Annotated in this window: 20 protein-coding genes; 7 read left to right on the top strand and 13 right to left on the bottom strand. The window is 68.5% G+C overall.

Translation table 11 applies throughout. From position 1 onward, the window contains the following. The first annotated feature begins 116 nt into the window (after positions 1 to 116). Positions 117 to 1,421, top strand: coding sequence for a hypothetical protein (locus tag ACFQ9K_RS08870; RefSeq protein ID WP_378717647.1), 1,305 nt, complete (start codon positions 117 to 119; stop codon positions 1,419 to 1,421). A gap of 6 nt (positions 1,422 to 1,427) precedes the next feature. On the opposite strand, the gene ACFQ9K_RS08865 is transcribed toward ACFQ9K_RS08870, so the two are convergent. Then, positions 1,428 to 3,011 (bottom strand): adenylate/guanylate cyclase domain-containing protein, encoded by a 1,584-nt coding sequence (locus tag ACFQ9K_RS08865; RefSeq protein ID WP_378983003.1) that lies wholly within the window; start codon positions 3,009 to 3,011, stop codon positions 1,428 to 1,430. A gap of 162 nt (positions 3,012 to 3,173) precedes the next feature. On the opposite strand from ACFQ9K_RS08865, the gene ACFQ9K_RS08860 reads away from it, so the two are divergent. Together ACFQ9K_RS08860 and ACFQ9K_RS08855 are read left to right on the top strand one after the other, a co-directional pair. After that, positions 3,174 to 4,523: a M20/M25/M40 family metallo-hydrolase gene (locus ACFQ9K_RS08860; RefSeq protein WP_378714613.1), complete on the top strand. Its 1,350-nt coding sequence runs from the start codon at positions 3,174 to 3,176 to the stop codon at positions 4,521 to 4,523. Next, entirely contained in the window at positions 4,520 to 6,043 is a 1,524-nt protein-coding gene (locus ACFQ9K_RS08855; RefSeq protein ID WP_378714615.1) for a YfcC family protein, read from the top strand. The genes ACFQ9K_RS08860 and ACFQ9K_RS08855 overlap by 4 nt, the downstream gene beginning before the upstream one ends. 30 nt (positions 6,044 to 6,073) lie before the next feature. On the opposite strand, the gene ACFQ9K_RS08850 is transcribed toward ACFQ9K_RS08855, so the two are convergent. After that, positions 6,074 to 7,057 carry an A4/G1 family peptidase gene (locus tag ACFQ9K_RS08850; RefSeq protein ID WP_378714617.1) on the bottom strand — a complete coding sequence of 328 codons (984 nt, stop codon included), beginning with the start codon at positions 7,055 to 7,057 and terminating at the stop codon, positions 6,074 to 6,076. A 141-nt stretch (positions 7,058 to 7,198) separates the two neighbouring features. On the opposite strand from ACFQ9K_RS08850, the gene ACFQ9K_RS08845 reads away from it, so the two are divergent. Continuing rightward, on the top strand, positions 7,199 to 8,419 hold the full coding sequence (locus ACFQ9K_RS08845) for a metallophosphoesterase (RefSeq protein ID WP_378714618.1): 1,221 nt from the start codon (positions 7,199 to 7,201) through the stop codon (positions 8,417 to 8,419). A gap of 48 nt (positions 8,420 to 8,467) precedes the next feature. After that, complete coding sequence (locus tag ACFQ9K_RS08840; RefSeq protein ID WP_378714620.1) at positions 8,468 to 9,172, top strand: L,D-transpeptidase; 705 nt, start codon at positions 8,468 to 8,470, stop codon at positions 9,170 to 9,172. A gap of 33 nt (positions 9,173 to 9,205) precedes the next feature. Here ACFQ9K_RS08840 and ACFQ9K_RS08835 read toward each other — a convergent pair whose 3' ends face one another. Beyond that, positions 9,206 to 9,832, bottom strand: a complete 627-nt coding sequence (locus tag ACFQ9K_RS08835; RefSeq protein WP_378714747.1) for a LysE family translocator — start codon at positions 9,830 to 9,832, stop codon at positions 9,206 to 9,208. A 159-nt stretch (positions 9,833 to 9,991) separates the two neighbouring features. Here ACFQ9K_RS08835 and ACFQ9K_RS08830 point away from each other — a divergent pair, with 159 nt between their 5' ends. Together ACFQ9K_RS08830 and ACFQ9K_RS08825 are read left to right on the top strand one after the other, a co-directional pair. Beyond that, complete coding sequence (locus tag ACFQ9K_RS08830) at positions 9,992 to 12,181, top strand: aminotransferase class III-fold pyridoxal phosphate-dependent enzyme (RefSeq protein ID WP_378714622.1); 2,190 nt, start codon at positions 9,992 to 9,994, stop codon at positions 12,179 to 12,181. A gap of 271 nt (positions 12,182 to 12,452) precedes the next feature. Beyond that, positions 12,453 to 13,226, top strand: coding sequence for a response regulator transcription factor (locus tag ACFQ9K_RS08825; protein WP_378714624.1), 774 nt, complete (start codon positions 12,453 to 12,455; stop codon positions 13,224 to 13,226). Here ACFQ9K_RS08825 and fabG read toward each other — a convergent pair. From fabG to ACFQ9K_RS08775, 10 genes are read right to left on the bottom strand one after another with little or no spacing between them, the layout of a single operon-like run. Beyond that, positions 13,172 to 13,876, bottom strand: a complete 705-nt coding sequence (gene fabG, locus ACFQ9K_RS08820) for a 3-oxoacyl-ACP reductase FabG (protein WP_378714626.1) — start codon at positions 13,874 to 13,876, stop codon at positions 13,172 to 13,174. The genes ACFQ9K_RS08825 and fabG overlap by 55 nt on opposite strands. A gap of 20 nt (positions 13,877 to 13,896) precedes the next feature. Beyond that, positions 13,897 to 16,248, bottom strand: coding sequence for an ABC transporter permease (locus ACFQ9K_RS08815; RefSeq protein WP_378714627.1), 2,352 nt, complete (start codon positions 16,246 to 16,248; stop codon positions 13,897 to 13,899). Further along, positions 16,245 to 17,012, bottom strand: a complete 768-nt coding sequence (locus ACFQ9K_RS08810; RefSeq protein WP_378714629.1) for an ABC transporter ATP-binding protein — start codon at positions 17,010 to 17,012, stop codon at positions 16,245 to 16,247. Before ACFQ9K_RS08810 ends, ACFQ9K_RS08815 begins: the two co-directional genes overlap by 4 nt. A 3-nt stretch (positions 17,013 to 17,015) precedes the next feature. Then, complete coding sequence (locus ACFQ9K_RS08805) at positions 17,016 to 17,843, bottom strand: methyltransferase domain-containing protein (RefSeq protein WP_378714631.1); 828 nt, start codon at positions 17,841 to 17,843, stop codon at positions 17,016 to 17,018. 20 nt (positions 17,844 to 17,863) lie between these two features. Further along, complete coding sequence (locus ACFQ9K_RS08800) at positions 17,864 to 18,622, bottom strand: SDR family oxidoreductase (protein WP_378714633.1); 759 nt, start codon at positions 18,620 to 18,622, stop codon at positions 17,864 to 17,866. Positions 18,623 to 18,627: 5 nt separating this feature from the next. After that, on the bottom strand, positions 18,628 to 19,923 hold the full coding sequence (locus ACFQ9K_RS08795) for a beta-ketoacyl-[acyl-carrier-protein] synthase family protein (protein WP_378714635.1): 1,296 nt from the start codon (positions 19,921 to 19,923) through the stop codon (positions 18,628 to 18,630). Continuing rightward, on the bottom strand, positions 19,920 to 20,399 hold the full coding sequence (locus ACFQ9K_RS08790) for a 3-hydroxyacyl-ACP dehydratase FabZ family protein (protein ID WP_378714637.1): 480 nt from the start codon (positions 20,397 to 20,399) through the stop codon (positions 19,920 to 19,922). Before ACFQ9K_RS08790 ends, ACFQ9K_RS08795 begins: the two co-directional genes overlap by 4 nt. Before the next feature lie 8 nt (positions 20,400 to 20,407). Beyond that, positions 20,408 to 21,169 carry an SDR family NAD(P)-dependent oxidoreductase gene (locus ACFQ9K_RS08785; RefSeq protein WP_378714639.1) on the bottom strand — a complete coding sequence of 254 codons (762 nt, stop codon included), beginning with the start codon at positions 21,167 to 21,169 and terminating at the stop codon, positions 20,408 to 20,410. Continuing rightward, positions 21,166 to 21,606: a holo-ACP synthase gene (locus ACFQ9K_RS08780; RefSeq protein WP_378714641.1), complete on the bottom strand. Its 441-nt coding sequence runs from the start codon at positions 21,604 to 21,606 to the stop codon at positions 21,166 to 21,168. Before ACFQ9K_RS08780 ends, ACFQ9K_RS08785 begins: the two co-directional genes overlap by 4 nt. After that, positions 21,603 to 22,946 (bottom strand): B12-binding domain-containing radical SAM protein, encoded by a 1,344-nt coding sequence (locus ACFQ9K_RS08775; RefSeq protein WP_378714642.1) that lies wholly within the window; start codon positions 22,944 to 22,946, stop codon positions 21,603 to 21,605. The genes ACFQ9K_RS08780 and ACFQ9K_RS08775 overlap by 4 nt, the downstream gene beginning before the upstream one ends. Between the last annotated feature and the right edge of the window lie 6 nt (positions 22,947 to 22,952).

The raw sequence follows: 22,952 nt of genomic DNA, 5'->3' as shown, positions 1-22,952 counted from the left end.
CGAAATGGGGCCGTCCGCCGATACAGGGTTCGACCGCAATGGCGTGCCCCCGGATGCTCCTTTTGCCGAGCAGCTCAGCACCGCTGTGGCGGCTACGGCAACTCTAGGAGATTTGTGTGACGTACCGGCTCGGGGACATCGATTGTGTCAGCGCGCGGGGGCATTCCGCGCTGGGCGGGACCCTGGCGATACAGGCGGTCTGGTATTACGACCGTCCGGTGGACAAAGCGGCACTCGCGGATTTTCACACGGCATTACGGCACGGCAGGTTGGGCCGGGTGGTCAAGGCCGCGATGATCCCGGCCGCCGGTGACCGGTGGAGTGCGCGAGCCGAATTCGCTCCGCTCGAGGTCTCAGATACGCCGATTCCGCGCGGAGAGCTCGAGACGTGGGTCGCCACGCAGGGGCGCGCGGAGTTGCGCACCTTCGGCGGGCCCGCGTGGCGGTTGTCGATGACCGCCTGTGACAACGGGGACAGCGCGATATCGCTGCTGGCCTCGCACACGATCGCCGATGGCCGGGCGTTCTGTGCCGCGGTCGCGGAGGCGGTCGCGGACAAGCGATTCGAGCTGCGCTATCCGACCGACGAATTCGGGCGGCTGCGGCTGCTGTTCGGTGATTGTCGCGATGCCGCGCGGCGTGGCGGTGCGCTGGTGCGCGCGGCCGGGCTGGCGGTGCAATTGGCGCTGGGGCGGCGCGGCGACACCGCGGCGGCGCGCGGCGGTGACCAGGACTTTCGCCTGCCGACCGTCGATGCGACGATTCCGGCGCAGCACTGGCATGCCGCCGCCAGGGACCGCGGTGGCAGCGCCACCACGTTGGCGGTGGCGGTGACCGCGGCGGTCGCCACCGAGATCGGTCGCACCGACGACCAGGGGCTGGTCCGGATGATGATGCCGGTCAGTACCCGCGCCGAGGCGGACGAGCGGGCCAATGCCTTGGCGTCCATAGATTTCGAGGTGGATCTGCGCGACGGGCCGTTGACCGACCTTGCCCCGCTGCGCGCGGTGATCAAGGAGAAGCTGAGCGCGGCCGTCACCGGGCAACGACCGGTCGCGCCGTTGATTCCGATCGCGGTCGCGTTGCCGCGCAGGCTGTTCGGGGTGCTGGTGCGCAAGGTCGCCGCCGACGCCACCGTCTCGGTGTGCTCCAACCTCGGCGAACTCGACCCCGAGATGCTGCGCGTCGACGGCGGTCCGGCAGCGAAGATCAGGCTCGGCCTGGTCAATCAGAGTCTGGACTCGCCTGCCGTACTTGCCGAGCGCGGGGGCAACCTCTATGTTTCGTTGTTCGAAACCGGCGGCCGGATCACCGTACGATTCAACGGGTTTCATTCACCGAAGCTGGTCGACGCGGAGCAACTGGCCGCGGTGACCCGGCGCGTGCTCGCCGGGTACGGGCTGTCGGCGATTCTCGAATAGTTCCGTTCAGGTTCGTGCCGCTGTTTTGTCGTGAACCGGCAGCGGCGCGAAAGTCTTTGTCGGAGTGGAGCGGCCGCGCAGCATCAGCGTGTCGTGCGGCTGCCACCACCGGGCTTCGTCGGGAGCGTCGGCAATGGTGTCGTAGGCGACCAGTATTCGTTCCGGCACCGCCTTCGCCTTTTCGGTGAGCCGGGCGGCCACGTTCACCGGATCGCCGATGACCGTGTATTCATATCGATGCTCGGCGCCGATATTGCCGGCCACGACGACCCCGGTCGACACGCCGATCGCGGCGTCGAGTTCGGGATATCGTTCGGCGAGGGTAGCCAGCGCGGAACGCAGCGAGCGGGCGGCCCGCAGGACCGCGGCGGCGTGCCCGGCGGTGTCGTCGGGCGGGCCGAAGACACACAGCGCGGCGTCGCCCTCGAACTTGTTCACCCAACCGCCCTCGGCGCCGACACAGTCCACCACCGCGGCGAACATGTCGTTGAGCATGGTCACCATCGATTCCGGGGGCAGGCGCTGAGCCAGCGAGGTCGAACCAATCAGGTCGACGAACAGCACGCTGGCCGGGCGGCGCTCGCCACCCACGCGCACACCGCCGGTCATGGCGAAGCGGGCGACCTCGGTGCCGACGTGCCTGCCGAACAGGTCGTGCAGGCGTTCCCGTTCGCGCATTCCCTCGACCATGTGGTTGAACCCGGCCTGCAACTGCCCGACCTCGCCGCCGTAGTCGACGGGGATCTGCGCGGACAGGTCGCCGTTCTGCACCCGGCGTTGCGCGGCCTGCAAACCGACCACCGGCTCGACCAGCGACCAGGCCATCGCGGCGGTGAACGCGAGACCCGCCACGACGCTCAGCGCGGCCAGCACGGACAGCGACACCGGCAGCCAGGCGCGCTCCGCGGGCGTCAGCCCGAGCGCCGCGGTGCCGAGCAGCACGACCGGGACCGCCCCGCTGAGCAGCCAGGACAGGATCAGCCGCCCGCGCAGCCCGAGCACGGCGCCGGCCGGCGGCGCCTCGCCGGCCAGGACGATCCGCAGGACCGGGCGGGCGACCCGCTCCAGGAGCAGATACGACAGGGCGCCGCTGGTCAGCCCGCCGAGCGCGATGATGATGCCGACCCGCACCGTGTACAGCACCGGATACTCGAGCACGGCGTGCACGACCGCGATCAAGATCGCCCCGAGGAGCCAGCCGCCGAGCTCGTCGATCGCCTCGGCCGAGGCGAAACCCAGCGTCAGCGACCGTTCCTGAGCGCTCGGCGCCCGCCGCTGCCGCACCCAGCCGAACGCCCGATCGGCGCGCCGCTCACCCCGATGGACCCCGATCAGCACCGCGACGGCGAAGTACACCAGCCCGACGGTGCCGACGACGATGGCGTCGTGCCGGAAATGCGAATGCCCGCCGGTCCACGGAATGCTCAGCACGGCCAGCTGCACCGCGACCAGGACGAACCCGACCCCGTTCGCGGCGATCGCCGCGCGCCGCCCGCGGTGGCGCTCGAACGCCACCGCGACCGCGTCCCACAGGGTGTCGTCGAACGGCAGGTCCGACGGGCGCCGGAGGTCTGCTTGATCGTCGATCATGAGGAACCCTCTTCCTAGGCCGTCATGGGTAACGCCCAGCACCGAGGACACCGCGTGCTGATCAAACCGTACGACACGGTTCCGGCCCGGGTTCGGTCACTCTTGGATAAACATCGCCGAGGCTTTGCCGGGGCGGGCGGATCGGGTGGTTCCATGTGCGGCATGAACCAGCGCGGTGATCTGCGTGGGATCGTCGGTGATCTGCTGCCGGAGCTCACAGAACTGCTAGAACAGCTGATTTCGATACCGTCGATCGCGTTTCCCGGTTATCCGGTCGACCATGTGCACCGTGCGCACGACCGCGTTGCCGACGAGTTGTGCAAATCCGGCGTCGACGACCTGCGGGTGCTGGAACTGCCCGATACGGCGCCGGTGGTGTACGGGCGCATTCCGCCGCCGCCGGGTGCGCCGACCGTACTGTTGTACGGGCACTACGACGTTCAGCCGTCGGGCGACGAAACGCTGTGGAACACACCGCCGTTCACCCCGGTCCGGCGAGACGGCGCGATCCATGGGCGCGGTGCCGCCGATTGCAAGGGCAACGTGGTCGCGCACATCGGTGCGCTGCGGGCGCACGGCGGCAAGCCGCCGGTGGGGATCATCGTCGTGATCGAAGGTCAGGAGGAGTACGGGTCGGTGCTCGACGACTATCCGGTCGAGCGACCCGACCTGTTCCAGGCCGACGCGCTGTTGATCTGCGACGCGGGCAATATCCGCGCGGGAACGCCGACGCTGACGACCGCGCTGCGCGGTGTCGCCGACGTGTTCGTCGAGGTCCGCACCCTGGCCGCGCCCGTGCACTCCGGCCAATTCGGCGGTGCCGCACCGGATGCGCTGCTCGCGCTGATGGCCGCGCTGACCACCCTGCACGACGCAGACGGCAACGTCGCCGTCGAGGGACTGCGCCGGGACACGTGGACCGGCGCGAACTACACCGACGCCGAGTTCGCCGAGATCACCGGCATGACACCGGGAATGCCGTTGCTCGGCACCGGTCCGATCGGGGAGCGAATCTGGTACGGCCCCGCGATCACCGTCATCGGCCTCGATGCGCCGCCGGTGAAAACCGCCGCGTCCGCGGTTGTTCCGTATGCGCGCGCGTATCTGAACGTGCGCGTCCATCCGGAGCAGGATCCGGCCGAAGGGCAGCGGGCGGTCATCGAGCACCTGCGCGGGATCAAGCCGTACGGTATCGAACTCGAGGTCACCGGCGGTGATGTCGGACGCGGATTCGCCGCTGCCACAACCGGTCCGGCCTATGCGGCGATGCGCGCAGCGATGCGGAACGCGTGGGGCGCCGAGGTGGTCGATTCGGCCATGGGCGGGTCCATCCCGCTCACCAATTCGCTGGCCGCCGTCAATCCCGGCGCCGAGGTGCTGCTGCTCGGCGCCGAGGACGCCAAGTGCAACCTGCACGGCTTCAACGAACGGGTGCTGCTGAGCGAAGTCGAGAAGGTCGCCCTCGCCGAGGCCGAGTTCTTCGCCCTGTTCGCGGCTGGGGCGCGCCGGTGAGCGACGTCGAAACGGCAAAGGCTGCAACGGAATCCGAACCACCGACGCAGAAGGCGCGGTACTTCCCGTCCACATACACCATCCTCGCCGGGGTCGCCGTACTGGTGTGGCTCGCCGCGTTCGTCATCCCGCCGGGGGCCTACGACATCGATGGCAAGGGCCACCCGATCGCCGGGTCATACCATCGCATCGAGGACGCCAAGAACTTCGGTGCGCGGCTGCGCGATCTGTTCCTCTCGCCGATCAACGGTCTCTACGGCATTCAGGACGCGAAATCCGGTCAGGTGGGCCCGGACCTGTCCGGCAATCTCTACGGCGCGGCAGCGGTTTTCCTGTTCGTGCTCGCCGTCGGCGCGTTCATCACCGTCGCCTTCGCGACCGGCGCGCTCGACAGCGGCATCGGGCAGTTGGCCTTTCGGTTGCGCAGCCGGTCCGCGCTGCTGATCGTCGGTGTCATGGTGGTGTTCGCGATCGCGGGCACCGTGGAGGGGTTCGCGGAGGAGACGCTCGGCTTCTACGCGCTGCTGGTGCCGTTGACCTTGGCGCTCGGCTACGACCGGATGACGGCGGTGGGCGCGATCATCTGCGGGGCCGGCGTCGGCATGCTGTGTTCCACGGTCAATCCGTTCGCCACCGGCACCGCGTCCTCGGCCGCCGGCGTTCCGATCGGCGACGGCATCCTGCTGCGGATCGCCATGCTGGTGGTGCTCACCGCGGCCACCGTCGGGTACGTGCTCTGGTACGCGCGCCGGGTCAAGCGGGATCCCGGCAAGTCCTGGTCGGGCTGGCAGCCCGGCGATCGGGACATCCGCGCCGAAGACCATGCGCCGGCCGCGATGACCCGGCGGCAGGCCGCGGTGCTCTGGTTGGTGGCGCTCACCTTCGCGTTCATGATCTTCGCGATCATCCCGTGGGCCGAGGTGATCAACGGACCCGAGGCCGAGCCGTTCACCTGGGAATTGGGTTGGTACTTCCCGGAACTCACCGCGCTGTTCCTGGTCGGGGCGGTGCTGATCGGGCTCGTCGGCGGGCTGGGCGAGAACAGGATGTCCGAGGCGGTCGGCAAGGGGTTCGGCGATTTCGTCGGGGCAGGCATGGTGATCGTGCTGGCGCGCGGGGTCACCGTCATCATGAACAACACCGAAATCACCAGCACCGCACTGCATGCGCTGGAAGGCGTGGTGACCGGCACCTCGTCGGCGCTGTTCGCGGTCGCGGTGTTCCTGGTGAATGTTCCGCTCGGGTTCCTGATTCCGTCGAGTTCCGGGCACGCGACGCTGGTCATGCCGATCATGGCGCCGCTGGCGGACTTCGCGAATGTGCCACGCTCGCTGGTGGTTACCGCCTGGCAGTCGGCGTCCGGGTGGGCGAACCTGGTGACGCCGACGACCGCGGTGGTGACCGGTGGTATCGCCCTGGCGAAGGTGCGCTACGACCGGTATGTGCGATTCGTCGCGCCGCTGATGGGCATCCTGTTCGTGCTCATCTGCGCGTTCCTCGCGCTCGGCGCCTGGGTCTGAACGGCCCGGGCGCGGCCCGGAAGCGAGATGTCAGGCGGGCCAGCCGCTTCCGCGGAACCGGATGTCGGCGTTGCTGCGTACTCCGTGCGGGCCGACGGCGAAGATCTCGTAGTCGATCGTCGACTGGGTGAGGACAGTGCCGGTGCCGCTGCTGATTTCGGTGATGAATTGGGGGTTGGTGCCCAGATCGATCTCGGTGGAGGGGGAACCGCCGACGCAACCGACGAACTGCACGTCGTTGAATCGAGGAAGCAGATGCTGTGGTGCTTCGACGATCCACTCGGCGCTCGATCCGGACGAGACCATGCCCGGTGGCGGATCGAACCCGACACTGGTGTTCTGCGGATTCGTCTTGTTGGAGATGGCGACGAAGCCGCGGCTCGGATTCGGTGTGCACACGGTCAGGGTGATCTCGTCGAAATCGGCGACCACGAAGTTGTCGATGCGGACCGGCGGGTTCGGATACCACTCGAAAAAGGCGTAGTAGCGGACGAATTCGTCGTAGCCGGGGCCGATCCCGAGCCAGCCGACGATGCCCGCCTGCACGACCTGCTGGTCCACGATGTACCCGTTGAGCCCGATCCACACCCCGATCGAATACCGGCCGTTGGGCAGCCCGCCCGGCGGCACGAAGATCCGGGGCACGTGGAAGCTCGCGCTCACGGTGTTCAGGGCGGGCCCGTCGCCGCGCCCGACGACGGCGCCCGCCCAGCCGTCGGCGGAGAGCAGCTTGCCCTGCGCGTCGCGCCGGTCGGGATCGATCAACGCCAACGGACGCGAGCGTCGTTCGCTCAGGATCGGATCGATGCTGAATTCCGGGGTGATCATGCGATACGAGTCGTCGATCGTGGCATCCCACAGGGCGTGCAGCCGCGGTTCGCGCTCCGGGTCCGGCTTGCGGGGGTACCCATAGCGATGCAGCTCATCGGTTGCCGCCCGGCGGGGACTGAATCCCGCGGGTGGCTGCGCGTAGCGGCGAAGCCGGCTCAGCAGATCCAGGTCGGACGTGGTCATCGGGGTGTCCTCTCGCTCGGACGCGAGGTCGTACGGATATGGGCGAATTCTTCGAGCATGCGACGAGCCCAGCGGTCCGCGCAGCACTGGCGTGTCATTCAGTGGCACGTATCCGCGATTCGTTCGACCTAGAGTGGGGCCGTGGTGGTCGCAGGCGTGGGAATCGTCGTACTCGGGGTGTTCGGCGGGCTGCATTGGTATGTGTGGCGGCGCCTGGTGCGGGATACGACGATGCGCGGATCGATCGGGCGGCGGGTGGGTACCGCGATGGTCGTCCTAGGGCCCTTGCTGCTGATCGGTGCGTTCGTGGCCGAGCGGGCCGGGATTCCGTTCCTGGCCGTCCAGCTTCTCGCCTGGCCTGGATATATGTGGGGCGTGCTGTTCCTCTACCTCGTGCTGTGGCTGCTGGTCGGCGAGGCGATTCGGCCGTTCTTCCGGCGCTGGGTCGATCGCGGCTCCGCGGTGGTCGACGACGCGCGCGTTCCCGTGGGTGCGCCCGAACCCGTCGCGGCTGATCAGTCGGACGATCCCGCGCCGGTTTCGCGGCGGCTCTTCGTTTCGCGCGCGGTGGGTGGTGCGGCGGCTGTGGCGGCGGTGAGCACCGTCGGCTACGGCACCTATGGCGTGCTGGCCGGTCCACGGGTGCAGCATCTGACGGTGCCGCTGGCCAATCTGCCACGCGCCGCGCACGGCATGCGGATCGCCGTGGTCAGCGATATTCATCTCGGCCCGATTCTCGGTCGCGGTTTCGCCGAGCGGGTGGTCGCGACGATCAACGGCACCCAGCCGGATCTCATCGCCGTGGTGGGCGATCTGGTCGACGGCAGCGTCGAACACCTGCGGTCGGCGGTCGAACCGCTGTCCCGGCTCACCGCGCGGCACGGCGCCTATTTCGTCACCGGCAACCACGAGTATTTCTCCGGCGCTGAAGAGTGGATCGAGCACGTGCGGGAACTCGGCCTGCACCTGCTGGCGAACAGTCGCGTCGAGCTGCCGTATTTCGATCTCGCGGGCGTCAACGACCTTCAGGGTAAGCGCATCGGTCAGGGACCGGATTTCACCGCCGCGCTCGGCAACCGCGATCTCGCGCGCACCGCGGTGTTGCTGGCGCATCAACCCGTGCAGATCCATGACGCGGTCGAGTTCGGCGTCGATCTGCAGCTGTCCGGGCACACCCACGGCGGGCAGGTCTGGCCCGGCAATCTGATTGCCGGACTTGCCAACCCGACGGTCGCCGGCCTGGAACGATACGGCGACACCCAGCTCTACGTCACCCGCGGCGCCGGCGCATGGGGACCCCCCGTCCGAGTGGGCGCACCCTCCGACATCACCGTGATCGAACTCGCGTCGACACAGGCGTAGCGGTGCGCCGCCCACTCGGGCGCGGTGCTCCGCAGTAACGTCGCGGTTATGGCCGCTCCGCAGTGCGTCGCCGGGCTCGTGGTTTCGCTGGTCGCCGCCTTCTCGACGAGCGCGACGTACGGGGAGCCGAGTGCGGAGCTCTCGGCTGTGTTGCACGCCGTGCCCACCGTCACCACGCAGGTAATCGTCGTGCACGCGCCGGTCGCCGCGACCACCCGGGCGATGCTGGAGACCTTCGAGAAGGTCGACGGTGCCTGGCAGCGGGCGTTCCCGGCGATGGTCGCCAGGATCGGCACGGACGGGTTCAGCGACCACCACCGCGAATCGGTGCCGTCGACGCCGACCGGGGTGTACGGCTTCGGCGCCACCGTCTTCGGCGTCCGGCCCGACCCCGGCACGCGCTACCCGTATCACCGGCTGGTCGAGGGCGATTGGTGGAACGCGAACCCGGCATCCGCCGGCTACAACACCTTCCAGCACGGCGTCGACCCCGGTGGCGCGAGCGAAGCCCTCTGGCAGGTGACACCGCAATACGACTACTTCGCCTTCATCGCCTACAACGTCCCACCGATCCCCGGCGCGGGCAGTGCAATCTTCTTGCACGTCAACGGATCCGACGATACCTCCGGCTGCGTCACCCTCGCCCGGACCGACCTGCTCCGAGTGCTGCGCTGGCTGGACCCCGCCCAGACCCCGCGCATCGTGCTCGGCCCGGACAGCGAGTTGGTACAGCTCGCCAGGCCGTCGGCTTGATCGCGGGCCGGGTGCACCTGGCCGCGGCCGAGATTAGTTGCTCTGTAAGGCGATTCGGATGCCGAACGCGACCAGGATGGCGCCCATGATGGTGTCGAGGGTGCGGCGGACGGTCGACTTGGCGAGTAGGCCGCGCAGGGCGTCGACCACGTTGGCCAGCACCGAGAACCAGATCAGGGAGACGGCGGCGGCGATGGCGCCCAGGGAGACGGTGTCGGTGACGGTCGGCGCGGCGGGCAGGAACTGGGGGAGGAGGGCCAGGAAGAAGACCGCGACCTTCGGGTTGAGCAGGTTGGTCAGCAGACCCTGGCGGAATGCGGCCAGCGCGCTCGGACCACCGGTCGGCAGGTCCGCGGTGGTCTCGTAACCGCCGCGGCGCGCGGCCAGCAGCGCGCGGACGCCGAGCAGCATCAGGTAGCCCGCGCCGACGAGCTTGACGATCGTGAAGGCCAGCGCGGACGCCGCCAGGAGTCCCGCGACACCGAGCGCGCTCACCACCGACCACAGGAATACGCCACCGGCAATCCCTGCCGCACAGGCCATTCCGGCGCGGCGGCCGGACAGCGCCGAACTCCGGGTCACGATGAAGAAGTCCGGTCCCGGCGACATGGCGGCCACCAGGATCACGCCACCGAGGGCGAGCATCTGCGCAGTTGACATCACCTGGATACCCTAGCGATCCACGGGGCCGCCGGATAGCCGGATTTCCGGGTGATCGGCTGGCCGTCGGTCCAATTCGAGGAGTCGTCGAATAACCGTTGACGTCCGCGTCGCCGTTCGGCCGATGTCGGATCCGGCCTCCGGCGATAGGCTGGCGTGATGTCGACTGGGGTGACTTCGGAAGACGCGCGCCGGCCCGGGCCGGAAATTCGGACCGCGTTTTCGGGTGATCACGATCGGGCGCGGCAGATATTGGCCGAGCGGGTGGCCGCGAAGGCGCCGAATATGGTGCTGGCAAGCACCTATGTTCCGCCGGATGGCGCGGTCTCGGCGTATCTACTGCATCGATTGCTCAGCGAAGGCGATTCGACCGGAACCGCATGGCATTCGGTATTCGTGAATTCCGGTGTCGAAGCGCTCGGTACGGTGGTGAAATACCTGCGCAACCGGCACAATCGCGGCGGCGCGGCCGGCGCCTGCCGCATTCTGATGCTCGACCCGACCGGGACCGCGCGGTACGCATTCGGACACGCGGTGCCGGGGCTGTCCGCGATTGTCGGGGACAACATGCTGATTGTCGGCACCGTCGAGGAGTTTCTGCACCGGGTCGGCGCGGAATGGACATCGTATGTCGTGATCGTCGACGGTTTTACCGACGACACGGTCATGCCGGTGTGTGCGGCGCTCGAGGTCGCGCGCGGGCGCGGTGCCGTCGTGGCGTGCGGCCTGCTCGGCGACGAGACCGCGCTCGCTCCGCTGCGCGAATCGGTCGCCGTCGCCGATCTGGTGTTTCTCGGCGAAGTCAGCGCCGACAATCAGATGCCCTGTGGCACTGTCTCGTTCACCAGGGAGATGTTCGCGCTGTGGAACAACACGATGGACAGTATCGCGCACGTATCGACATTCGGTGGCAACGGACTGGCCATGCGCATGTTGTCCGATACCTTGATTCGCTGGCGGCCGCCGGATCGGCACGAGCACGCGGCGGTAACTCGTATGCGGCGCAACAGTTTTACCCGCCGTGCGCGCCTACGTATGCACAGCAATACCTGGCAGACCAGGGCGATCGACCTGGCCGCCATCAACCTGACCTTCGACGAGGCCAGCGGTGTCCGGTATCGGCGCGGTACGCGGGACTACATCGACCTGGCCTCCGGTACCGGGCCCGCGTTCCGCGGGCACAACGCGCAGTCGGCCGACACGATCATGACGGCGGGTACGGCGGGTGACGAAACATCGCGGCTGGAAAGCACACTGGCGCGGTTGACCGGACTGCCGATCATGCTGCCCGCGGTGAGCGGACAGAGCGCCGTCGACAATGCGCTACTCGCGGCGCTGTGCGCCCGGCCCGGCCGTGCGACGGTGCTCACCTGTCGCGGAAACTATTCCGGCAAGGGCCCGATGTCGCTGGCCGTGAGCCGGACCAGCTCGTTCTTCCGCGACCGTGACGAGCATGCCTTCAGTCCGTATCCGGTCGAGGTGATCGAGGCCGATATCAACGACCTGACGGAATTGCGACAGGCGCTGCTGCGCGACGATATCGCGGTGGTCTGGCTGGAAATCGTGCAGGGCTACGACTGCGTCGAAATACCGCAGGCGGTGCTCGATGAGATCGAGCGGCGGCGATCGGCCGCCGGTTTCCTGGTTGGGGTGGACGAGATATTCACCGGCTTCTGGCGCTGCGATATCGACAACTTTCTCGCCTGCACCGGTCGCGGTTTCCGGCCGGATCTGGTCGCGCTGTCCAAGGCGCTCAGCGACGCGCTGGTCCCGATCGGCGCGGTCATGATCTCGGCGGCCGCCTTCGAGCAGGTGTCGCGCACCGCACCGGATTCGGCGCGGTGGCTGCGCACACACTATCGAAACGACATGGCGGCCGGGCTCGCCTGCGCGGCAATCGAAGCGGCGGAGCACGAGCGATCCGGGGCGGCCGATATCGCGGCGGCAATGGACTCGATGCTGCGCCGGGCGGTGCGCTCGCCGCTGTTCTCGGAGTATCGACGAGTCGGCCTGCTCGGCAGGCTGGTGCTTTCGCCGCGGGCGATCGGCACACGACCGCGACCGTCGGTGCAGAATTATGCGGAGGCCGTGCTCGCGCGGCTTATCGGAAAGCGCTGTGGCGCAATTACTTTGCAAATGCGGATCGCGCCGAATACGGCGGGCGACGGTGCGGGTGAGTTGGTGGCGGCGATGGCCGAGGTCGGCGAGTTTCTCGAACGCCTGCCGCGCTGGACGGTGGATCGAACCACGCTGAGCTCATTACTGGGTACGGTTGGTCGGGAAATTGCGGCGACGCTGTTGCGGGTGCGTGAGACCTACGGTGACCGAAAGGGAAGAACGCACTGTTGAGAATGATTCCGGCAGACTTATGTAATCGACAGTGTGCACATGAAGAATCGTTGATCTGCACAATGTATTCGGGATGAAACAACCAAGTAGTGCAGCATGAACGTGCTACCCTGGTGAACATTCGCTGGGACCGATAGGAGCGTGAGATGTTCTGTCACGCAATGGAACTGATCATGTGGAGCGGTGGCCTGCCCCGCGCCTTCGCGGTGCGATTATCGGAACCGTCGCGGCGCCGATCCCCGGGTCGGTGAGCGAGTGCCGGGGAACTAGCGTGTCGGCGCACAGGTCGGTCACCATTCGATTGGTGGTCTGTGCGGACAGCGCCTTGATGCGTTCGGGTCTGTGTGTGCAATTCGACCGGGAGCCGGATATTGATGTCGTAGACGATGTCGCCGGTGGACACAGTCTGCTCGGCGCCATCAAAGCGCACGCGCCCGATGTGGTCCTGCTCGTCGGCGCCGTCGAGGGCAAACATCGTCTCGCCGAGATCGTCGCGGCGTCGAAAGTCATCATGGTCATGACCGAGGAGGATGTCGCGCGCGCGGTGAACCTCGTGCGGACCGGCGTGCGCGCGTTGCTCTCGTCGGGTTGCTCGCCGTTCGAACTGCTCTGTGCGATAAGGGTGGTCGCCGTGGGTAATCGGCTGGTGGTGCCGCCGCAGATCGTCGGTGGTCTCGATCATGTGGTGGCCTCCAGCGTCACCCGGAACCTGGATATTCAGGTGGCGGGCAGCCTGACTCGCCGCGAAGCCGAGGTCCTCGGCCTGCTCGCGCACGGCCGTTCGAACGCGGAGATCGCCCGCCAGCTTTCGGTTTCGGCGACGACCGTGCGCAGTCACGTGCACCACGTATTGCAGAAGCTGGCCGTCGGGACGCGCGGGCAGGCGGTCGCGGTGGCCTACGAGACCGGTTTGATCGCCCTGCTCGACAACAGCACGGACCACGGGCAACCGCGCGCGGCCGGCCCCGGCAACGGGCTGCGCCACGGCCGTCAGTGGCCCATGCCGAGCCCGCCGTCCACCGGAATCACCGCGCCGGTGATGTAGCCCGCGTCCTCGCCGGCCAGAAACGCGACCACCCGGGCGATCTCGGCGGCCTCGGCGATGCGGCCGAGCGGAATCTTCTTGGTGACCTCGGCGCGCCACTGCGAGGTCAGCGTGGCGGTCATGTCGGTGTCCACGAATCCCGGTGCGACCACGTTGACGGTGATCCCGCGGGCCCCGAGCTCCCGCACGAGCGACCGTGCCAGGCCGATCATGCCCGCCTTGGACGCCGCGTAATTGGTCTGCCCGGCCGATCCGAGCAGCGCGGTCACCGAGGACACCAGGATGATCCGGCCCCGGCGCTGGCGAATCATGGTCCGGGCGGCGCGATTGATCACCCGGAACGTGCCGATCAGGTTGGTATCCAGCACGGACGCGAAGTCGGCCTCGGTCATCGCCGCGAGCAGTACGTCTTTGGTGATGCCCGCGTTCGCGACCAGCACGTCGACCGCGCCGAGCCGCTGTTCGATCATGGCGAACGCGCGATCCACCTGCCGCTGATCGGTGACATCGCACGGCACGGCGAACAATCCGTCGGGCGCCGCACCGGAACGCGTCGACACCGCCACGGGCTTGCCCCGGCGGGCGAGTTCGCGGGCGATGGCCAGGCCGATGCCGCGATTGCCGCCGGTGACGAAGGCGGAATGGTTCATCGGCGCACCTCCGGGCGGGCTCAATCGGACCGTTCGCGGATGATCGCGGCGAGGTCGAGGCGGCGAACGGCGCGCAGCCCGGGAAGTAGCGACCCTGCGGTGACCGCCAGGATCACCAGCGCCGCGATACTCAGGGTGCTCGGCCGGACGACCGCGTCGAGCTGGAACTGGTCGTTGGTATAGGTGGACAGGAAGGCGCGGCCGCCGAGCACTCCGAACGCCAGGCCCGGCGCGATGCCGAGCAGCGCCATCAGCACGTTCTCGCCGGTGATCAGGCGTGCGAGCATGCCGGGCGGCATACCGCCCGCCCGCAGTACAGCGAACTCGCGACGCCGCTCGGCGATGTTGATCGACATCGTGGTGAACACGATGGCGAAGGCCAGCACACCGCCCAGCGCCAGCATCCCGCCGACGAACACGAAGAAGAATCCGGCGTAGCGGTCGATCAGCCGATTCAACTCGGCCAGATCCTCGTATGCCGCGATACCGGAACGGCCGGACAGCTCGCGCCGGAGCTGATCGGGATCGGTGCCCGGCGCGACGCGCAGCAGGGCCGAGCCGACCGGTATCGGCGTGCCTGCCAGCGCGTCGAGCTGTTCGATCGACACATAGGCGAAGGTGCCGATCGGTTCGTCGAGTACGCCCGCGACGGGTACCTGAACCGGCGGCACGCCAGGCACTTTCACCTCGAGCGAGGCGCCGGTGTCGACGTGCAGCAGGCGCCGGACGCCCTTACCGACCAGCAGGCCGTCGCGGGCAACGGTGGTGCCGGCGACGGGGCGAAGGCCGTGCATCGTGGTGTCGCGGGGGAGCGCGATGAGTGCGGTCGTAACGGTGGCGCTGCCTGCGGTCAGTACGACCGGCAGTTGGACCATCGGTTCGGCGGCCACGACTCCGTCGGCGTGGGTCAGCTCGGCCAAGCGGCGCTGATCGACCGGAGCGGTGAAATCGACTCGCGCGTCGGCGGTTTGAACCTGATGGAACGACACGTCCAAGGCCTGGGCCATGGTGTCGAGCATTATCCACGACGTGAGGACGATCAGTAGCGCCAGCGCGGTACCCAGGGCGGTGCTCCAGGTGCGCCGCGGGTTGCGCCCGATGGTCCGCAGCACGAGCAGCCACCGCGCGGGGAGCCGGCGCAGGGGCGGGAACACGTGCTCGGGCAGGCTGATTCGCCCGGGGCGCGGGGGTGTGGGACCGCGCATCGCGGCCGCGGGCGGGGTACGGCAGGCGAGCAGCGCCGGTGTGAGGGTGCCGAGCGCGCCTGCCGCGACACCGAAGAGCAGCCCGCCGAGGATGGTCATCGGCAAGATCTCGACGACCGCCGCCGACGCCGGTAGATCGATCGCACGGAGGTAGACACGACTCAGTGTGCCGGATCCGACCAGCCCGAACGGGATTCCGGCGATCGCTCCGGCGAGCCCCGTCCCGATCCCGTAGTGCAGGTAGTGCCCCAGGATCGTCGCGCGGTCCATGCCGCCGGCCAGCAGCACGCCGATTACCGGGCGTTCGGCCTGTACCCGGCGATGCGACAGGATGTAGGCCACCAGTCCGGCGGCGCTCAGGAACAACAACGGAAACAGGTAGGCGAGATGCCCGAAGGCGTCGATGTCCATGCGCAACAACCAGTTCGACGGCTGATCGGCCCGGTCGAGCACCTCCTGCGCGCCATGGCTGTTCGCTGCGCGCCGAAGCTGTTCGAGCGCAATGGGATTCGGTGTGCCGGCGAATCGGGCCAGGGTCTGGTCGGTCGCGCCCGGGGTGAGCGCGGTGGCCAACGGCTCGGCCGCGAAGATCACGCCGAAGTTGTCCGGCAGCGCGAACATGTCGAGGCGGCTGCGCGCCGGCCAGAGGTACTCGGCCGAGGACACCACACCCGCGATCGAGACGTCCCGCCAGCCGTCGGGTCCCAGCACGGAAAGCGTTGCACCGGTGGTCAAGCCGAAGTGCTCGGCCATGTGATGTTCGATCAGTATCTCGTTCGCGGCCGGATAGCGACCGGACAGGAGGGTCGGGGAGTTGATCTCGGGCGGGCGGTCCGGGGGAATACCGACGATCCGCCCGCGCAGTTTGTCCGCGCCGACGCGCAGCGGCACGTCGGCCTGCCTGCGCACGATGACATCCGCGACGCCGGGTATCGTGCGCGCCGCGGCGGCGATGGCGGTCGAATCACCGCCGGTCACCCAGACATCGGCGAACCGTTGGGTCGCGAACGTTCCGGCGTAGGAGGCGGTCAGGTTCCGGTACGCGCCGTAAGACGCGGTGAACAGCGCGACCCCCAGCACGATGATCATCGTCTGTGCGGCGAACTGCGGCCATTGAACGCGGATGTCGCGCAGCAATTTCCGGCGCAGCGACGGATGCCCGGTCACCAGGAGATCTCGCTTGCCCGCAACGGTGTGTCCTGGTCTCTGTCTTCCACGATGCGACCCGAGCGCATCCGCAGCACCCGGTCGGCGATGGCCGCGATCGCCTGGTTGTGGGTAACCAGTACTACGGCGCGACCATCGCGGTGGCACAGTCTTTGCAACAGGGTGAGCACGCCGCGCCCGGTGTCCAGATCGAGTGCGCCCGTTGGTTCGTCGCACAGCAGCAGGCGCGGCCGGTTCACCAGTGCGCGCGCGATCGCGACCCGCTGCTGCTGCCCGCCGGACAACTGGGCCGGGAAGCGGTGCGCCTGCTCGGTCAGTCCGACGTCGGCGAGTACCTCGCGGACCCGGGATCGGACCGCACCGCCGGCCAATTCGGCCAGTACCGCGATGTTTTCGGCCGCGGTCAGGGTCGGGACGAGATTGAAGAACTGGTAGACGAAGCCCAGCGACTCCCTGCGCAGCGTGGCCATCGCCTTCGCGTCGAGGCCGCCGAGCGCCCGCCCGTCGACGCGGATATCGCCGGTGTCCGGCGTTTCTAGGCCGCCGAGTACGTTCAGCAGCGTGGTCTTGCCCGACCCGGAGGGACCGAGCACCACGAGCAATTCGCCGGACACGATGGTCAGGTCCAGCTCCGCCAGCGCCTGCACGGCGGTTTCCGCGCGCCCGAAGGTCTTCGAAACACCCCGCAGCACAGCGAGTATCGACTCGGCGGGAACGATGGTCGTGCGCTGATCGTCCCCGGCTCGGCTCGCCCGGTACACCATCGGCTACTCGGGTCCGCGGGTGGCGCGCACCCGGACCTGACCGAGGCGCCCCGCCGCGCCTTGTTCGGCGAGCGTCTCGAAGAATGCCAGGCCGTCATCGAAGAGCTTGTCGCCGAGCACCTCCCGGCCCTGCTCCGCGAAGCGCCGATACGATTCGGCCCAGCGCCGGTTGATCGCGACGAACATCGCTGTGGTGTCCCGGATATCGAGGTCGATGAATCCGGCGTGTGCCAGTAGTCGCCGATATCCCGCCGGCGTCTGCGGGAACAGGCGGCCGTAGACGGACAAGGCGCGCAACGTGTCCGGGTCACGCGGGAACGGGCCGGTGAGCACCTCGTCGGTGAACACCAGGCGGCCACCGGGTTTCAGCACCCTGGCGCACTCGGCCACCACCCGATGCCGGTCGGGCACGATGACGAGGCTGTCCACACTCACCACCGCGTCGAAGGTCGCGGCGGGGTAGGGCAGTTCGCGAGCGTCGCCGTGATGGAAGCGGATCGGTGGGCGCACGGCGGTCCCGGTGCGCCGGGCGATCTCGATCGCAGGCTCGGAGTAGTCGATTCCGGTCATCGCACAGCCGGTGGCCTCGGTCAGGTAGCGGGCGATTCCGCCGGTGCCGCAACACAGATCGAGGCCGGTCGTTCGGGGCGCCAACCCGGTGGCTCGGGTCAGCTCGCGCAGCTGGTCCCTGGTGGTCCAGCTCAGCTGGCCGAGATAGCCGCCCCAGTCCTGCCACAAATAGGCCATCATCGCCTGCCCGGAAGGGGTGAGCGTGATCTGCCGGTGGGTCAGGTCGTAGATCCCCCGGGTTTCCTCGATCACGGTGCGCACGAGTGCCTCCTAGTCGTTGGCTATCCGGACGTCAGCGAGGCGCCGCCGTCGACGACGATGGTCTGGCCGCGGATCCAGCTCGCGTCGTCGGTGCACAGGAAGGCGACGACCTTGGCGAGATCCGCGGGTCGCCCGACCCGCCGCATCGGGCCGACCTCCGCGACCTGCCGCATCCATTCCTGCGCACCGGCCAGCGCGCGAACCGAGTCGGTCTCGATGAGCCCGCCGCAGACGATGTTGACGTTGACCCCCGGCGCGAGTTCTACGGCCAGATAGCGGCCCATCGATTCGATCGCCGCCTTGCAGATGCCGAGCCCGCCGTAGCTGGGCAGGTAACGGCGGCCGCCCATGCTCGACAGCAGCACGATGGCGCCGCGCCCGCCGGGCATCAGGTCGTAGGCCGCGCGGCAGCCGAACAACGCCGCGGTGACATTCGTGTCGAGGATGTAGCGCCAGTGCGGGGTCTCGAGCGCGAACAACGGTTTCATGATGGCCGACGCGGCGTTGTTGACGTAGAAGTCCAGCTCGCCCCACTGTTCCCCGATGTCCGCGAAAAGCCGTTTCAGCTGATCCCTTTCGCCGACGTCGACGCGCAGCGCGAGGGCACGCCTGCCTTTGCGTTCGATCTCGGTGACCACCTCGCGAGCGGCGGAGCGTTTGCGCCAGTAGGTCAGGATCACGTCCGAGCCGCGGTCGGCGAACTCCAGCGCTATCGCCCGGCCGATGCCGCGGGAGCCGCCGGTGATCAGTACGGAGCGCCCCGCCAGATCGGCTGACATGGCCCTCACCTCTCTTCTTGCCAAGCGCCGAGCACCAACGCGGCGACTTCGGGACCATCCACGTTTCGGCTGAGCGTGACCGCGTACCGCGCGTCGAGCACGCACGGCCGGTCCACGACGTCGATCGCACCGGCCGTCGCCGCGTCGGGCCGCTCGAGATTGAGCGTCGGCGCGATGAGGCCGTCGCGCACGCTCAGGCAGGCGAACGCCGCCTCGGCGACGTCGGTGGCCGGCCCCATGTGACCGGTGGCCGCCTTGGTCCCGGTGAGCCGGATACGGCGTTCGCGCGCCAGGGTTTTCGCGATGCCCCGCAGTTCGGCGCGATCGCCGTCGACGGTGGCGTCACCGTGCCCGTACACGTAGCCGATCTGCCCTGGATCGATGTCGGCGTCGGCGACGGCGCGCGCGATCGCGTCGCGGACGCCGCTGCCGTCGGGGTCGGGGGCGAGCGGCCGGCCCCGATCGGTGGCGGCGCCGAATCCGGCGATCTCGGCCAGGATGTTCGCACCATAGGCGCGGGCCAACTCCACCTCGGCGAGGATGAGCGCGGCCGCTCCTTCGGCGCAGACGTATCCGTCCCGACCCCGGTCGTACGGCCGGATCGAGCGCGTACCGTGCGCGCAGGCCGAGGTCAAGCCGAACTCGCGCAGTGCGAGACGGGCGAATTCGTCCGCGCCGGCGTCGGTTCCGCCGCAGACAGCCACGTCTACGCGCCCGTCGCGCACGGCGCGGAAGGCCCGCCCGATCGCGCACAGGCCCATCGCCGACCCGTCGACCAAAGTGCTGTTCGCGCCGCAGATCTCGTGCCGGATGGTGATCTGGCACAGCGCCGCGTTGGGCAGGCCGGACAGCAGGAAGTCCGGCTTGGCCCGGCGCAGTGCCGCGTGGCCGAGCCGTCGGTAGTCGAGGGCGCCGTCCGGCCCGCGCGCGCTGGCCAGCACCGGCGCAAACCGTTCGAGGTAGTTGTGTTCGTCCTCGTTCTCGTTGGAGCCGATGTAGATTCCGCGTCGCGCGGTCGCGGCGGCCAGGAAGACCGGGCCCGCGTCGGCCACGGCCAGGTCGGCGGCGAACACGCCGAGACGCGAGGCTCTGGTCAGCCGTTTGAGCTGCTTGCGGTCCGCCGCGGCGACCGGATGTTCGGTGTCATCGACCGCGCCGAAATAGCCTGGATCGCAATGGCCTGCGGTGGTCGATCGCCGTAACCCGGTGTCGGCCGCCAGAATTCGATTCCATTGTGCGCGATAGTCGGTGCCGAGGCAGGACAGGACGCCCGCGCCGACGACGGCGACTCGGCGCCTCATCGCCCGTTCACCTTCGTTCCGTTGAGCCGCAGCACCTGATAGTTCCGCCGAGCGCTCTCCGGATCCTCGAATTCCGCCAATGGGTAACTGCGACAACGGAACGTCGCGACGGCGATCTTGCGCCCGTGCGCCTGCGCGGTGCCGCGGAAATCGAGCTCGGCCGACCGGTCCGCTGCGCCGCCGTCGTTGTCGAGCCGGTCCACCTCGACGGTGAGCCGATCGCCCGGAACCGCGAAGTCGATGAACTTGCTGTGCTGCACCGCGCTCAGCGCGACGGTTGTCCGGTAGTCGCTGGCGGTGATCACCAACCAGCGCGCCAGCTGGGTCATCGCCTCCAGCACCAGCACACCGGGCAGGATCGGCTGCTGGGGAAAGTGATCGGCGAAGTAGTCCTCGCTCATCGCGGCGTTCTTCACCCCGACCGCCCGCCGTCCGCCGTCCAGTTCGGTGATCGCGTCAACCATGAGAAAGCGCACGGGAACTCCTATCCGACTCCGCCGACCAGGATGGCCTGCCCATTGAGGTACGCACTCTCGCGTGCGCCGAGAAAGACCGCGATATCGGCGACGTCGTCCGGCGCGATCGGTCGCGGCATCGCCGCGCGCCGGGCGAGATAGCCGGCGACTGCGCGGATGTCGACGTCGAAGCCGCCGAAATACGCTCGGCTGACGCCACTGTCGGCCAACGTCGGGCAGATCGCGTTGACGCAGATGCCGCGCCGCCCGACCTCCTGGGCGACGCTGCGGGTGAAGCCGAGCACCGCCGCCTTCGCGGACGCGTACGCGACTTCGTCCGCGCCGCCGGTCAATCCGAGTGCCGAGGCGACATTGACGATCCGGCCGCTGCGTCGCGGCAGCATCCGCCGCACCGCCTGTCTACTGCAATAGAAGACCGTGTCGAGGTTGATCCGGAGCATGCGGTGCCAGTCGGCGTCGTTGTGGAAGACCAGCGGTGAGCGCAGCGCCGCGCCGGCGTTGTTGATCAGGACATCGACGCGGCCGTAGGTTTCGTCGGTGTGCTCGAACAGGCGGGTCACGTCGGCGGGGCCGGTGAGATCGGCGACGAACGCGGTGATCGGCACGTCGGCCACGGCTTCGATCGCCTTCGTCGTGGCGTGCAGGCGGGTCTCGTCGATGTCGGTGAGCACCAGCGCCGCACCCTCCTCGGCGTACCGGGTGGCGATGGCCGTGCCGAACAGACCGGCGGCGCCGGTCACGATGGCGACGGTGTCGGCCAGGCGGTTCATGTGCTCACCGCCCCCTGCGCGGTGAGCAACACGTAGGCGACGGCGTAGTCGCCGTCGTGACTCAATGACACCGCGGCACCGGTGATTCCGAGTCGGCGTGCCAGTGCGGGCAGGCGGTTGTGCAGCAGCAACCGTGGTGCGCCGGCAGGCCGGCAGACCTCGATGTCGCGCAGTCGCCGCGTCGTGGGCGGCAAGCCCAGGCCGACTTGCAGCGCCTTCAGCGTTGCCTCCTTGGCACTGAACCGGGCGGCGAAATGCGGTGCGGGATCGCGGAAGCCGGTGCAGTACACGATCTCTGCCGGTCGGAACACCTGTCGGGCGAACCCGTTTCCCGCCGCGAGTAGCACGCGCACCCGGCCGACCGCTGCGATATCGACACCGACCGCCATCGGTGTCGCGCCCGAGATGGCCGGTAGCAGAAGCGAGGTAGCGGTCACGGCAGTCGCTCCGCGCCGACCGAGCCGTAGTGTCGTTCCACGGCTCGCCGATAGGCCAGGTTGAGGCCGATGATGGCCCGCTTCTTCGCCGCGGACTGCGGGCCGGGCAGCGGGCGGTCGGCGATGTGACGGCGTAGGCGCTGCCGGGTCACCGCGCGGGAATAGGTGCTGGTGTAGAGGAATTCGAGGCCGTCTTCGAGCTGTCCGACGGTCATCGACACCGGCGCCACCGAGGCGCGCAGGTGCGACGGCCCGCCCGGGCCGGGGTCGATCATCCGGCCCGCGCTCCGATGTTGTTCATACAGCGGCACTCCAGGGCCACTGCCGAGCGGGTTGAAGTGGCAGATCTCGATCTCGTTGTCCACGACGAACTCCAGGGTCCGCTCGAACACGTCCGGGGTATCGCCGGCGAAACCGAAGACGAACGAGCCGATTACCCCGATACCCGCGTCGTGCAATCGGGCGATGTGCCCGCGATAGTCGCTCGGGCGGCTCCAGGCCTTGTCCGAGGAGACCAGGTTCTGCGGTCGCACCGATTCCAGGCCGATGAACACGAGCATGCACCCGGCCAGCCCGGCGGCCTGCGCCAGCGACTCGCGCTGGGCGATAGTGATCGTGGCCTGACTGCCCCACAGCACCCGCAGCGGTTCCAGTTCGGCGAACAGGGTGCGCGCGTAGCGTGGGTTGCCGACGAGGTTGATATCCGAGAATTGAACGAAATCGCTGGTGCGCGACTCGATCTGGGCGAGTACATGATCGATCGGCCGGGTGCGGAACGACTCGTGGTGGTAGCGGGTCTCGATGCAGAAGTTGCACGAGAACGGGCAACCCCTGGTGGCCTCCACCGGAAAGACGTAATCGTGCGGCGGCAGGTGTTCGGGACCGTACTGCGGCAGCGTTGCCAGGTCGACGGGACCGCCGAGGTAGCGCGGGCGCAACTGGCCCGCGGCTGCGTCGTCGAGCACCTGCGGCCACACCTGCTCGACCTCGCCGCGGACGACGGCGGCCGCCCCCATCCGCTCGGCCCCGGGGTCGTAGCTGGGGAAGTACCCGTCGACGACGACCGGCGTGCCCATGTCGCCGAAACCGCGGACGAGTTCACCGGTCCGGCGCTCGCCGAAGAACTTCGACGTGACGGCGACCAGGTCGACGTCGGCGAACCGGCCGAAATCGGTGATGGGCGTGGCGTTCTCGTCGATCACCGTGGCCCGGTGCGCGACCGAGGTCATGGCCGCGCGGTAGGCGAGGTTGACCGGAACCGGATTGAGCATGCGATTGCCGTAGATCACGCTCTTGTCCCGGACGTCGGGATTCACCAATAACACGTGCATGTGCGCCATCGCCTC

The sequence above is a fragment of the Nocardia sp. NPDC056564 genome (genome assembly GCF_042793755.1).
Classification (GTDB): domain Bacteria; phylum Actinomycetota; class Actinomycetes; order Mycobacteriales; family Mycobacteriaceae; genus Nocardia.
Note: the sequence above shows the minus strand (reverse complement) of the source record. Positions and strands in the feature narration are given on the sequence as shown.

Bases quoted from the DNA above. Each gene is read 5' to 3' on its own strand.
- ACFQ9K_RS08865 (WP_378983003.1), bottom strand. From the start codon at position 3,011: ATGATCGACGATCAAGCAGACCTCCGGCGCCCGTCGGACCTGCCGTTC.
- ACFQ9K_RS08775 (WP_378714642.1), bottom strand. From the start codon at position 22,946: ATGGCGCACATGCACGTGTTATTGGTGAATCCCGACGTCCGGGACAAG.
- ACFQ9K_RS08835 (WP_378714747.1), bottom strand. From the start codon at position 9,832: ATGTCAACTGCGCAGATGCTCGCCCTCGGTGGCGTGATCCTGGTGGCC.
- ACFQ9K_RS08860 (WP_378714613.1), top strand. From the start codon at position 3,174: ATGAACCAGCGCGGTGATCTGCGTGGGATCGTCGGTGATCTGCTGCCG.
- ACFQ9K_RS08810 (WP_378714629.1), bottom strand. From the start codon at position 17,012: ATGGTGTACCGGGCGAGCCGAGCCGGGGACGATCAGCGCACGACCATC.
- ACFQ9K_RS08785 (WP_378714639.1), bottom strand. From the start codon at position 21,169: ATGAACCGCCTGGCCGACACCGTCGCCATCGTGACCGGCGCCGCCGGT.
- ACFQ9K_RS08830 (WP_378714622.1), top strand. From the start codon at position 9,992: ATGTCGACTGGGGTGACTTCGGAAGACGCGCGCCGGCCCGGGCCGGAA.
- fabG (WP_378714626.1), bottom strand. From the start codon at position 13,876: ATGAACCATTCCGCCTTCGTCACCGGCGGCAATCGCGGCATCGGCCTG.
- ACFQ9K_RS08795 (WP_378714635.1), bottom strand. From the start codon at position 19,923: ATGAGGCGCCGAGTCGCCGTCGTCGGCGCGGGCGTCCTGTCCTGCCTC.
- ACFQ9K_RS08850 (WP_378714617.1), bottom strand. From the start codon at position 7,057: ATGACCACGTCCGACCTGGATCTGCTGAGCCGGCTTCGCCGCTACGCG.
- ACFQ9K_RS08840 (WP_378714620.1), top strand. From the start codon at position 8,468: ATGGCCGCTCCGCAGTGCGTCGCCGGGCTCGTGGTTTCGCTGGTCGCC.
- ACFQ9K_RS08800 (WP_378714633.1), bottom strand. From the start codon at position 18,622: ATGTCAGCCGATCTGGCGGGGCGCTCCGTACTGATCACCGGCGGCTCC.